The organism is Halosimplex rarum, assembly GCF_047715405.1.
Taxonomy (GTDB): Archaea; Halobacteriota; Halobacteria; order Halobacteriales; family Haloarculaceae; genus Halosimplex; species Halosimplex rarum.
This window is the reverse complement of record NZ_CP180412.1, coordinates 1,811,964-1,823,820: the sequence shown is the minus strand read 5'-3', so window position 1 is coordinate 1,823,820 and position 11,857 is coordinate 1,811,964. Positions and strand designations below refer to the sequence as shown.

Below are 11,857 nucleotides of genomic sequence, written 5' to 3'. Positions count from 1 at the left end.
ATGAGCGAGACACAGGACGACAAGTGGGGCGTCGCCCACGTGCACGCATCGTTCAACAACACGATCATCACGATCACCGACGAGACGGGCGCCGAGACGCTCGCGAAGTCCTCGGGCGGGACCGTCGTCAAGCAGAACCGCGACGAGGCGTCGCCGTACGCCGCGATGCAGATGGCGGAGGTCGTCGCCGAGGAAGTCCAGGCCCAGGGCGTCGAGGGCGTTCACGTCCGCGTGCGCGGTCCCGGTGGGAACCAGCAGACTAACCCCGGACCGGGCGCGCAGGCGACCATCCGAGCGCTGGCGCGAGCCGGCCTCGAGATCGGTCGCATCGAGGACGTCACCCCGATCCCGCACGACGGCACCCGCGGTCCCAAGAACGCAGGATTCTAACGATGCAGGACTACGAGGTCGAGTTCGTCGAACGCGGCGACCGGGACGCGCGATTCCTGGTGCGGGGGATCACCCCCGCGTTCGCCAACGGCATCCGCCGCGCGATGATCGCGGACGTCCCGACGTTCTCCATCGACCAGCTGCGCGTCGTGGAGAACTCGAGCGTCATGTTCGACGAGCAGATCGGACTCCGACTCGGGCTGGTGCCGCTGACCACGCCCGAAGGCGAGTTCGAGATCGGCGACGAGGTGACGCTAGCGCTCGACGTCGAGGGACCGAGTCGAGAGGAGACCACCGAGACGGTGACCGCCTACTCGGGCGACATCGTCAGTAGCGACGAGATGGTCCAGCCCGCCGACGACAACATCCCGATCATCGACCTCAAGGCCGGCCAGCGGCTCGAAGTCGAGGCCGACGCGGTGCTCGACCACGGCCGCGAACACGCCAAACACCAGGGCGGCGTGGCCGTCGGGTACCGGCACCTGCAGCGGGTCAACGTGGTCGGTGAGAAAGGCGAGTTCGCCGACGACGACCCCCACATCCTGCGCGGGGTCATCGAGGAAGACGGCGAGCTGATCGCGACCGACGAGTTCGACAACGACCTGACGGAGCGATACCCCGGGAAGGAGCTGGAGGTCGAGGACGTTCCCAACGCCTTCGTGTTCAGCGTCGAGACCGACGGCTCACTGACGGTCGAGGAACTCGTCACCCGCGCGATCGACTCGCTGCGAGACCGCGCGGACGAACTGCGCGAATCGGTCCAACTGTAACGATGTCACGAGCCCCCACAACCCACGTCGCTCGCACCCGGTCGCCGGAGGGAATCTCCGACGGCCACGAGCGACCCGCACGTCCGGCTGGAAATGCGCGGACTGCGGTAGCGAGGTACGTCCGACGGGCGCGCCTCGAAGCGAACGGCGCACCGCGCCGTGCGCATCGATCCGGCGCGACGAGCGTCGGGATCGAAAGCGGTTTGAGGGGGCACGCGAAACAAGAAATCGCGAGCAGGGATAGCCAAGTCAGGCCAACGGCGCAGCGTTCAGGGCGCTGTCCCGTAGGGGTCCGCAGGTTCAAATCCTGCTCCCTGCACTTTTCTAGGAGAAACGTATGAGCAAGAGCAATCCGAGACTCAGTAGCCTCATCGCTGACCTCAAGGCGACCGCCCGCAACTCGGGCGGCGACGTCTGGGGCGACGTGGCCGAGCGCTTAGAGAGTCCGCGGCGCACCCACGCCGAAGTCAACCTGGGTCGTATCGAGCGATACGCCCAGGAGGACGAGACCGTGGTCGTGCCCGGCAAGGTACTCGGCAGTGGCGTCCTGCAGAAGGACGTCACCGTCGCTGCGGTCGATTTCTCCGGGACCGCCCGGACGAAGATCGACCAGGTCGGCGAGGCGGCAACGCTAGAACAGGCACTCGAAGACAACCCCGACGGTTCCGACGTGCGGGTGATCCGATGAGCCTCGCCGAATTCGACGCCGACGTGGTCGTCGACGCGCGGGACTGCATCCTCGGCCGCGTCGCCTCGCAGGTCGCCGAACGAGCGATGGACGGCGAGCGCGTGGCGGTCGTCAACGCCGAGCGCGCGGTCATCACCGGCAGCGAAGACGACGTCATCGGGACGTTCGAGACGCGCCGACAGCTCGGTTCGGACCGCGGTCCGGCCTACCCGAAGCGCCCCGACGGCATCCTGAAGCGGTCCATCCGCGGCATGGTGCCCTACAAGACCACGCGCGGTCGCGAGGCCTTCGAGAACGTCCGCGTCTACATGGGTAACCCCTACGACGAGGACGGCGAGGTGCTGGAAGGCACGTCGCTGGACCGACTCTCGAACATCAAGTTCGTCTCGCTCGGCGACGTGAGCGAGGCGCTGGGAGCGAACAAAACATGGTAACGAACACCTCAGGCAAGAAGAAGACGGCCGTGGCCCGCGCGACGGTTCGCGAGGGCGAGGGCCGCGTGCGTATCAACGCACAGCCAGTCGAGTTGACCGAGCCGGAGCTGGCGCAGCTGAAGATGCTCGAACCGTTCCGCCTGGCCGACGACGAGCTCCGCGACGGCGTCGACATCGAGGTGGACGTCCAGGGCGGCGGCGTCATGGGGCAGGCCGACGCGGCCCGCACCGCGATCGCCCGCGGCCTGGTCCAGCACACCAACGACGCCGAGCTCCGCGACGCGTTCATGGAGTTCGACCGGTCGCTGCTGGTCAACGACGTCCGTCAGAGCGAGTCCAAGAAGTGGGGCGGCCCCGGCGCACGGGCCCGTTACCAGAAGTCTTACAGGTGATCTCGCCATGATGGTCCCGGTCCGGTGTTTCACGTGTGGTAACGTCGTGGGCGAGCACTGGGAGGAGTTCAAGGCTCGCACGCGCGAAGCCGACGAGCCCGAGGACCCGGAGATGGTCCTCGACGAGCTCGGCGTCGAGCGCCACTGCTGCCGGCGGATGCTCGTCTCGCACAAGGACCTGGTCGACATCGTCGCACCCTATCAATGAGTCAGTCGTACAACCGCTACGAGAAGGCACGCATCATCGGCGCGCGAGCGCTGCAGGTGGCCTACGGGGCACCGGTGCTCGTCGACAGCGAGCAGACCCAGCCCATCCTGATCGCCGCCGAGGAGTACGACGAAGGCGTGCTACCCTTCACCGTCCGGCGGGGTGAACAGGCGTGACGCTCGTCACCGACGTCCGCCTGCGCCGCGTGCTCGACTCGCGGGGCAACCCGACGGTCGAGGCCGACGTGCTCACCGAGGAGGGCGGCTTCGGCCGCGCGGCCGCACCGAGCGGCGCCTCCACCGGCGAGTACGAGGCCATCGAACTGCCGGCGAGCGAGGCCATCGCGAAGGCCCGCGAGGACGCCGTTCCCCGACTCGTCGGGGAGGTCCACGCGGGCAACCAGCGCGAGGTCGACGCGGCGCTGCACGCGGCCGACGGCACCGACGACTTCTCGTCGATCGGCGCCAACAGCGCGGTCGCCATCTCGATGGCGGCCGCGAAGGCCGGTGCCAGCGTGGCCGGGATGCCCCTCTACCAGCATCTCGGGGGCACCTTCCGCGGGAACTCCTTCCCGATCCCGCTCGGGAACGTCGTCGGCGGCGGCGAACACGCCGCCGACGCGACGGACATCCAGGAGTTCCTCTCGGTGCCGGTCGGCGCGCCGTCGGTCTCCGAGGCCATCTTCGCCAACGCGGCGGTCCACCAGGAGGTCCACGACATCCTGATCGATCGGGACGTCCCGAGCGGCAAGGGCGACGAGGGCGCGTGGGCGCCGTCGATCGACGACGGCGAGGCCTTCGAGATCATGGACGAGGCGACCAAAGCGGTCGCCGACGAGGTCGGCTTCGAGATCCGCTTCGGCCTGGACGTGGCCGCGGCGGAGATGTACGAGGACGGCGCCTACCAGTACTCCGACCGCGAGCGCTCCACCGAGGAGCAGGTCGAGTACATCGCGGACCTCGTGCGCGAGTACGACCTCAAGTACGTCGAGGACCCCCTCGACGAGGACGACTACGAGGGCTTCGCCGACCTCACCGAGCAGGTCGGCGACCGGACCCTGGTCTGCGGCGACGACCTGTTCGTGACGAACACGGACCGGCTGGGTGACGGCATCCAGCAGGGCGCGGCCAACAGCATCCTGATCAAGCCGAACCAGATCGGGACGCTGTCGGACGCGTTCGACGCCATCGAACTGGCGGTCGAGAACGCCTACGGCCACGTGGTCTCCCACCGGAGCGGCGAGACGGAGGACACCACGATCGCACACCTCGCCGTCGCGACCGACGCCCCGTTCATCAAGACGGGCGCGGTCGGCGGCGAGCGCACCGCAAAGCTGAACGAACTCATCCGAATCGAGGACAACGCAGTATGAGCGGAAACGAAAACGAAGGCCTCGACGCCGCCGACTCAGACGTCGACCCGGACGTCGACGAAGAGGAAGCGGCCACCGAGGCAGAGACTGAGGAATCGGCCGCTGGGGCCGACGACGTGGCCGAGGACGTCGAAGACGAGGCGGCCGACGAGGCCGACGAGGGGCCGGCCCTCGACGAGGACGTCATGCCCGACGACGAGGCAGACCTCCTCATCCCCGTCGAGGACTACCTCGCGGCAGGCGCCCACATCGGTACCCAGCAGAAAACCAAGGACATGGAGCGGTTCATCCACCGCGTCCGGACGGACGGGCTGTACGTGCTCGACGTGAGCATGACGGACAAGCGCATCCGGACGGCCGCGGACTTCCTGGCGAACTACGAGCCCGAGCAGATCCTCGTGGCCTCGTCGCGCCAGTACGGTCGCTTCCCGGCGGAGAAGTTCGCCGACGCCGTGGGCGCTCGCGCCCGCACCGGCCGCTTCATCCCGGGCACGCTGACCAACCCCGACTACGAGGGCTACATCGAGCCGGACGTCGTGGTCGTCACCGACCCCATCGGCGACGCCCAGGCCGTCAAGGAGGCCATCACCGTCGGCATCCCGGTCATCGCGATGTGCGACTCCAACAACCAGACGTCCAACGTGGACCTGGTCGTCCCGACGAACAACAAGGGTCGCAAGGCCCTGTCGGTCGTCTACTGGCTGCTGGCCAACGAGACACTGGACCGGCGCGGCGCCGAACCCAGCTACTCGCTCGACGACTTCGAGACCGAGATTTAACGGCCGTTTTTCCGAATTTCCGGTCTCGCATCTACCTCACCGACTAGCGGCGCGATCGGCAGGCCGCCGAGCGGCCGCGCAAGCTATTCCCGCGTGCGGTCCCGAGAGCGTGGCATGAACAGCCGTGACAGCGCGGCGTTCCGGTGGGCCGCGACGGCGGCGGTGTGGCTGCTCGGGGTCCTCGTGGTCGCGCCGCTCGTGGGCGGGCACCCGATCGCGGTCGCCGCGCAGGTCGTGATCGAGCTGTCGCCGGGCCCGGTCGCGACGCTCGCCATCGAGACGCTCGGCGGGTTGGCCCAGCCGGCGCTGATGGCCGGGATCGCTATCCTCGTCGTCACCATCGCAGCCGGGATCGCCGCCTTCGCCGAAGGCTATGGGACGAACCGCCGGCAGCAGCGCCTGCTCGTCCGTGGGGTGACGCTCGTCGTCGTGGTCCTCACCGCGGCGGGGTTTCGCGCGGCGGGCGACGGGATATTCTGGCGGTGGACGCTCGCGACAGCGCTGGCACTCTCGGGCCCGGCGCTCCTCCGCATCTTCCGCGACGCGGGACGGCCGACCGTGGGCCGACGTCGGACGCTCCGGAACATCGGCGGCGCGGCGGGCGTCGCGATCGGCGGCGGACTCGCGGCGCGCTCGATCGGCGGCACGCGGAGCGGTGAGGGCCCCGATCCCGGCGACTCGCTGGATGCGGTCGCCGAGAAGCGCGCCGGGACGACGACGCCGGACTCGGGAGCGGCTGCGACGCCCGTGGCCGACCGGAACGCCGTCGAAACCCGGCGGGAGGTCGAGAACGTGGTCGTCTCGGTCGCGGACACAGACGCCGACTTCGGGTACGAGTTCGCCGGGATGCCCGCAGCGGTCGGAAGCGCCGACGACCACTACGTCGTCGACAAGGCGGTCTCGAACCCGAACGTCGACGCCGGACGGTGGTCGCTGTCGGTTCGCGGCGCCGTGGCGGAGCCGTTCGAACTCGATCTGCCGGCCCTCCTCGATCACGACGAATCCCGCGACATGACCGTCACGACGGCCTGTATCTCCAACGGCGTCGGCGGCGACCTCATCAGCACCGTCGAGTGGCGAGCGGTGCCGGTCCGCGCGCTGCTGGAGGAAGCGGGCGTCGCCGACGGTGCGGTCGACGTCGTGACGCGAGCGGCCGACGGCTACACCGAGGCGATCCCGTGGGAGGTCGTTCGGGAGCGCGACGACGTGGTCCTGGCCGTCGGGATGGACGGGCGGACCCTCCCGAAAGCACACGGCTTCCCGGCGCGCCTGCTGATCCCCGGTCGCTACGGCATGAAGTCGACCAAGTGGGTCGAGGCGATCGAGGTCAGCACCGACGATCACGAGGCCTACTGGGAAGCGCGCGGCTGGGACGAGGAGGCAGTTGTGAACACGCTCTCGTACGTCCGTGGAGTCCAGCGGCGCGGCGACCGCGTGGCCGTGGGAGGCGTGGCCTACGCCGGGCGGCGCGGGGTCGACCGCGTCGAGGTGAGCCTGGACGGCGGCGACTCGTGGACGGACGCCACACTCGAAGATCCGCCGTCGCCGCACGCCTGGCGACGCTTCCGGCTGGTGGCCGACGCGCCCGACTCCGGACCGAAGGACGTCGTGGTCCGGGCGACCGACGGCGAGGGGAACCGTCAGACCCGTGAGGAGACGGGTGCCCACCCCGGCGGCTCGACCGGGTGGCACGGCGTGACCGTCTCGCTGTGAAAGCCACGGCGTGACCGCTCGCTGTGAGGCGACGGCGATCCGCCGGCGAGACCTGTCGAAGCGAGTACCGGTTTTAAGCCCCCGCTCGCTGAACGACGGGGTATGGACGAAGGCAACACGTTCGTCAACGCGCTCGTGGGAGCGGTCGTGACGGCAGTGACCTCGGGATTCATCCCGTTATCTCCGGTGTTAGGCGGGGCGCTGGCGGGTTACTTCCAGGGGGGAACGCGGTCGGACGGGCTGAAAGTCGGCGCCATCTCCGGCGCCATCGCGCTCGTCCCGGTGGTCGCCGTCGTGTTCCTGGTCCTCAGCCTCCTCGGAGTCGTCTCGGCCGGGAGCGGCGAAGGCGTGCTTCCGTTCGCCTTCGGCGGGATCATCGTGCTGTTCATCTTCGTCGCGCTGGCCGTCTACACCGTCGGACTGAGCGCGCTCGGCGGCTGGATCGGGAACTACGTCAAGTACGACACCGACATCGACATCTGATCGATGGCGGCCGGCCGGGACGACGGCGACGGGCGGCCCGGATCCGTCGATCGAGACGAAACTACCGAGACCGACCGTAGCGGTCCGCTCTGGGACGTCGGCTACGGCGCGCTCGTGACGCTCGCGCTGTCGGTGATACCGTTCTCCCCGGTCGCCGGCGGCGCGGCGGCCGCATTCCGCGGCGAGACCGGATACCTCGCCGGCGTCGGACTGGGGCTGTTGGCCGGCGTCGTCGCGGTGTTGCCGCTCGCACTGGTGCTGTTGCCCGCGCTCCGCGTCGTCGCGTGGCTTGGCGTCGGGATATCGCCGGCGTCGACCGCGTACGGCCTCTTTCTCGGTCTCGTCGCGGCGCTGTTCCTGGCGTACACGGTCGGGTTGTCGGCCGTCGGCGGGGCCGTCGGCGTCTGGGTGCGACGACACACCGACTGGAACCTCGATCCGGTCCGCTGGCTGTAGTCGCGGGCGTTCGGAAACCCCTAACTCCCCGCGGGTTCGAGGGGTGGGCATGGTTACCGCGAGCGCTCCCGGGAAGGTCTACCTCTTCGGGGAGCACGCAGTGGTGTACGGCGAGCCGGCGGTGCCCTGCGCTATCGACCGTCGCGCGCGGGTGACGGTCGAGGAGCGCGAGGACGACCACCTGCGAGTCCACGCCGAGGACCTGAGCCTCGACGGCTTCACCGTCGAGTACGGCGGATCGACCGACACCGACCCCGACGTGAACGTCTCGCAGTCGCTCGTCGAGGCCGCGACGGGCTACGTCGACGCCGCGGTCGAGCAGGCTCGCGAGGCCGCCGATGCGCCGCAGGCCGGCTTCGACATCACCATCGAGAGCGAGATCCCGCTCGGCGCCGGACTGGGATCGTCGGCGGCCGTGACGGCGGCGGGCATCCTCGCCGCGACGCGGGAACTCGGGGCCGATCTCTCGGCCGCGGAGGTCGCCGACCGAGCCTACCGAGCGGAACTGGCCGTCCAGGAGGGCAACGCCTCCCGCGCGGACACCTTCTGCTCGGCGACCGGCGGCGCGGTCCGCGTCGAGGGCGACGACTGTCGGTCGCTCGACGCGCCGGAACTCCCGTTCGTCGTCGGGTTCGACGGCGGCGCCGGCGACACGGGCGCGCTCGTCGGGGGCGTCCGCGAACTCAAGGACCAGTACGACTTCGCCGCCGACACCGTGGCGGCGATCGGCGACCTGGTGCGCGCGGGCGAGGAGGCGCTCACTGCGGGCGACCTCGACGAACTCGGGGAACTGATGGACTTCAACCACGGGCTGCTCTCGGCGCTCGGCGTCTCCTCGCGGTCGCTGGACTCGATGGTCTGGGCGGCCAGGGACGCCGGCGCGCTCGGTGCGAAGCTCACGGGCGCCGGCGGCGGCGGCTGCGTCGTCGCGCTCGACGACAGCGAGGAGACCGAGACGGCGTTGCGGTACCTCCCCGGCTGCGAGGAGACGTTCCGCGCCGAACTCGACACCGAAGGGGTCCGCGTCGAATGACGACCGTGCTCAAGCTCGGCGGCAGCGTCGTCACCGACAAGGACACGCCAGAGACCGTCGACGACGGCGCGCTCGCCCGAGCGGCGTCGGCCGTCGCCGCCCACGACGGCGACCTGGTCGTCGTCCACGGCGGTGGAAGCTTCGGCCACCACGCCGCCGCCGAGCGCGGCGTCAGCTCGGTGGAAGGGACGCGTTCGGCCGCCGACGCCGTCGCGATCCACGACGCGATGGGCAGACTCAACGCCGCAGTCATCGACGCGCTCCACGCCGAGGGGGTCGAGGCGCTCCCGGTGCGGCCGCTGTCGGTCGCCAGCCGCGACGCAGACGGCGATCTCTCGCTTCCGATCGGGAGCGTCGCGACGATGCTGGACGAGGGGTTCACGCCGGTGCTCCACGGCGACGGCGTCGCCCAGACCGGTGCTGGCGTGACGATAACGAGCGGCGACGACCTCGTGGTCGCGCTCGCCCGCGAGTTGACGGTCGACCGGGTGGGGCTGTGTTCCACGGTGCCCGGCGTTCTCGACGAGTCGGAGGAGGTGATAGACCGCGTCGAGCGCTTCTCGGACGTGGCCGACGCCGTCGGCGAGAGCGACGCGACGGACGTGACCGGCGGGATGGCGGCCAAGGTCGAGAAACTCCTGGCGCTGTCCGCGCCGGCCCACGTCTTCGGCCCCGACGGGCTGTCGGCGTTTCTGGCCGGCGAGTCGCCCGGGACGGTCGTCGCCGGTCGGGAGTGAGGCCAGTCGGGAGTGGCGATGCCCGGAGTGATGACGCTGGGATCGACTATCCCAGAACCAGGCCACGGTCGCGGGCGCAATCTCGCATCGGTCGATATGTGGGTAGCGGGCGTCCGCTCCTGACACCGAACCGTCGTAACCTATTAGGCCGGGCTATGCAATGAGAGTGATATGACATCGGTCCCCCGTCGAGAGGCGTTTCGATACGGGTTCTACCTCTTCTCGTACTGGCTCGTGCTGGTTGCCCTCTGCGGCGCGCTGGTCGCCGGCGGCGGCTGGTTGCTCTCCGAGCAGGTCCAGGCAGGCAGCGTCGGCGCGAACGAGGACGGCGCGCTCGCGGCCGCCGGCGGGTTCGCGGCGGTGCTCGGCGTCCTCGTCTTCGGCGCCGGACAGACCGGTATCGCCTACAAACTCGTCGCCGACGGCGCGATGGCCGGCGTGACCCGCGCGGTGCCGGCGAACCCCGGATCCGAGGCGGACGTCGAAACGGACGACGCGACCGAGGAGGACGCCGACAGTGCGACCGTCGCCGCGGGCCCCGCGGACGCCGACGGCGATCCGATCCAGGCGACCGACGCTGCGGAGTCTCACTCCGAGCGACCCGAGCCGGAACCGCGGACGCCCCGTGAATCAACGGCCCGGACCGGCCCGGCGCCCGCCCAGCCGTCCGAGGGAACGGCGCCGGCTGCCTCCGACGATGGCGCCGAGGCGGACCCGACCGCTGCGGACGACTCCGCGCCAGCGAGCGCCGCGGCTCGCGGTGCATCGGCCGACGAGCCACCGGTCCGCGGCGACGCGCAGGCCGAAGACTCGTCGTCCGAGGCAGACGACGAACACCGGGACGCACCTGGGCTCGAACCGGACGAGACGACCGATAGCGAGCCCGACAGCGCCGGACCGGCCGACGGAGCGAACGAGAGCGGGACCGGCGGATCCGACGACCCGTGGCGATCGCCCGACGATCCCGGCCAGCGCGGCGATTCGGACGCGGGCGAGCCGACGACCGGCGCGAACGAGCGATCGGCTGGGGAGACGACATCGGCCGGGACAGCGGCGGATTCGCCGGCCGACGATTCGGCGGCCCACGGCGTGGGAGACGACGGTACCGGAGACGACGGCCAGATCGACGACGGTCCAGCCGGTCGAGATCTGGACGCCGACGATTCGATGTTTCAAAACGCGAGGGAGGACGGTCCGGTCGACGGGGGCGCGACCGACGACGGTGCGGTTGTCGATTCGGCGGCAGACGCCTCGGAGACTGACGGGTCGGCTGTCGACGACTCGGTCGAATCCCCCGAAGACGTCGCCAGCGACAGCGATATCGCGGCGGAACTCGGCTTCGGTCAGGGCGGCGGCCCGCCCCGTCGCGGCGAATCCGACGCCGAAGCGACCGCGGCGGACGACGCCGCGGGGAACGGCCCGGACGAACCCGTGAGCGACCGCGAGCAGTCCGAGTCGGCGGTGAGCGAGGACGCCACCGGAGTCGCAACGGGCGACGCTACCGGGGCGAATGCGGGGTCGTCCGCGGACGAAACCGGAACCGCCGCGAGCGAATCGGAAGCCGGAGACGCAGCGCGCGAGTCGGTGGCGGCGGGCGAAGCGGACGACCGATCGGATTCCGGATCCGACGAGCGGTTCGAGGCCGGTGACGAGGGCGGGGATCCGCTGTCGCCGAACGCCGAAGGGGAGGACGACCCGCTGGCACCTGACACCGACGTCGGCGGGGATCCGCTTGATCCCGGAACGGACGGAGGCGCGGATCCGCTGGATTCGAGCGGCGACGGTGGATCTGACCCGCTCGCGTCCGGAACGAGCGAGCGTGACGACCCGCTGGCGCCGGGGGCTGACGACACGTCGGACCCGCTGGCACCGACGAGCGGGGACGGCGAGGACCCGCTCTCGTCGGACGACGGGGACGCGACCGATCCGCTCGCGCCCGCGACGGGCGAGTCGGAGGCGGCCGACGACGGGCGGTCCGGGGACCTGTCTGCGGGAGACGAGGACGGGAGAGACGACGAGTCGATGGACGTGGAGGGGGCGGACGGCGAAGACGTCGAAGCGGCCGCGTTCGCGGGCGACGACGGCGGAGACGGAGACGACGACGCCGGCGGCTGGACGACGGGGCCCGGCCACGTGGGCGACGAGGAGTGACAGGTTTCGGAGACGAGTCGCACGCTTTTTAAAACCTCGCCGTATAGGGTGAAGTAACCGAGTATACGGCCGCCCGGGTCGCAGTAGGGGCGGCCGGCTGACGCATCGGACGCCGATGCGGACTGGGTTCCGACCGCGCGGGTGACGCGCGGGCTGGGGGCGCCCCGGCCTGCGAGTCGGGAGTCCGGCGCGGTCCGGAGCGTGGCAGTCACGCAAGCGTCCACTGTTCGCCGGTCGCCATCGCGCCCGCG

Annotated in this window: 15 protein-coding genes and 1 tRNA gene; all 16 read left to right on the top strand. The window is 70.4% G+C overall.

Going from position 1 to position 11,857, the window contains the following annotated elements; all coding sequences use genetic code 11:
- The 16 genes from ACMGFH_RS08895 (at window position 1) to ACMGFH_RS08820 (ending at window position 11,606) form a co-directional block, all read left to right on the top strand.
- Window positions 1–390 carry a 30S ribosomal protein S11 gene (locus ACMGFH_RS08895; RefSeq protein WP_274323426.1) on the top strand — a complete coding sequence of 130 codons (390 nt, stop codon included), beginning with the start codon at window positions 1–3 and terminating at the stop codon, window positions 388–390.
- Between the two features lie 2 nt (window positions 391–392).
- Window positions 393–1,160: a DNA-directed RNA polymerase subunit D gene (locus ACMGFH_RS08890; RefSeq protein ID WP_415382666.1), complete on the top strand. Its 768-nt coding sequence runs from the start codon at window positions 393–395 to the stop codon at window positions 1,158–1,160.
- Window positions 1,161–1,394: 234 nt separating this feature from the next.
- Window positions 1,395–1,479: transfer RNA gene (locus ACMGFH_RS08885), tRNA-Leu, on the top strand.
- 18 nt (window positions 1,480–1,497) lie between these two features.
- Window positions 1,498–1,848 carry a 50S ribosomal protein L18e gene (locus tag ACMGFH_RS08880; protein WP_274323428.1) on the top strand — a complete coding sequence of 117 codons (351 nt, stop codon included), beginning with the start codon at window positions 1,498–1,500 and terminating at the stop codon, window positions 1,846–1,848.
- Complete coding sequence (locus ACMGFH_RS08875; RefSeq protein ID WP_415382664.1) at window positions 1,845–2,282, top strand: 50S ribosomal protein L13; 438 nt, start codon at window positions 1,845–1,847, stop codon at window positions 2,280–2,282. The genes ACMGFH_RS08880 and ACMGFH_RS08875 overlap by 4 nt, the downstream gene beginning before the upstream one ends.
- Entirely contained in the window at window positions 2,276–2,674 is a 399-nt protein-coding gene (locus ACMGFH_RS08870) for a 30S ribosomal protein S9 (protein ID WP_415382663.1), read from the top strand. The genes ACMGFH_RS08875 and ACMGFH_RS08870 overlap by 7 nt, the downstream gene beginning before the upstream one ends.
- Before the next feature lie 7 nt (window positions 2,675–2,681).
- Window positions 2,682–2,882, top strand: coding sequence for a DNA-directed RNA polymerase subunit N (locus tag ACMGFH_RS08865; protein ID WP_415382661.1), 201 nt, complete (start codon window positions 2,682–2,684; stop codon window positions 2,880–2,882).
- A complete protein-coding gene (locus ACMGFH_RS08860; protein ID WP_415382660.1) occupies window positions 2,879–3,058 on the top strand; it encodes a DNA-directed RNA polymerase subunit K in 180 nt (59 codons plus the stop codon). Before ACMGFH_RS08865 ends, ACMGFH_RS08860 begins: the two co-directional genes overlap by 4 nt.
- Complete coding sequence (gene eno, locus ACMGFH_RS08855) at window positions 3,055–4,254, top strand: phosphopyruvate hydratase (RefSeq protein ID WP_415382659.1); 1,200 nt, start codon at window positions 3,055–3,057, stop codon at window positions 4,252–4,254. The genes ACMGFH_RS08860 and eno overlap by 4 nt, the downstream gene beginning before the upstream one ends.
- Window positions 4,251–5,033, top strand: coding sequence for a 30S ribosomal protein S2 (gene rpsB / locus ACMGFH_RS08850; protein ID WP_415382658.1), 783 nt, complete (start codon window positions 4,251–4,253; stop codon window positions 5,031–5,033). Before eno ends, rpsB begins: the two co-directional genes overlap by 4 nt.
- Window positions 5,034–5,147: 114 nt before the next feature.
- A complete protein-coding gene (locus ACMGFH_RS08845) occupies window positions 5,148–6,746 on the top strand; it encodes a molybdopterin-dependent oxidoreductase (protein ID WP_415382657.1) in 1,599 nt (532 codons plus the stop codon).
- Between the two features lie 102 nt (window positions 6,747–6,848).
- A complete protein-coding gene (locus tag ACMGFH_RS08840) occupies window positions 6,849–7,229 on the top strand; it encodes a DUF5518 domain-containing protein (protein ID WP_415382655.1) in 381 nt (126 codons plus the stop codon).
- Window positions 7,230–7,232: 3 nt separating this feature from the next.
- Window positions 7,233–7,685 carry a DUF5518 domain-containing protein gene (locus ACMGFH_RS08835; RefSeq protein ID WP_415382653.1) on the top strand — a complete coding sequence of 151 codons (453 nt, stop codon included), beginning with the start codon at window positions 7,233–7,235 and terminating at the stop codon, window positions 7,683–7,685.
- 49 nt (window positions 7,686–7,734) lie between these two features.
- The gene (gene mvk, locus ACMGFH_RS08830) at window positions 7,735–8,718 is read left to right on the top strand and encodes a mevalonate kinase (RefSeq protein ID WP_415382651.1); all 984 of its coding nucleotides are present in this window, start codon (window positions 7,735–7,737) and stop codon (window positions 8,716–8,718) included.
- Window positions 8,715–9,455 carry an isopentenyl phosphate kinase gene (locus ACMGFH_RS08825; protein ID WP_415382650.1) on the top strand — a complete coding sequence of 247 codons (741 nt, stop codon included), beginning with the start codon at window positions 8,715–8,717 and terminating at the stop codon, window positions 9,453–9,455. The genes mvk and ACMGFH_RS08825 overlap by 4 nt, the downstream gene beginning before the upstream one ends.
- Window positions 9,456–9,626: 171 nt before the next feature.
- Window positions 9,627–11,606, top strand: coding sequence for a hypothetical protein (locus ACMGFH_RS08820; RefSeq protein ID WP_415382649.1), 1,980 nt, complete (start codon window positions 9,627–9,629; stop codon window positions 11,604–11,606).
- Window positions 11,607–11,857: the final 251 nt, after the last annotated feature.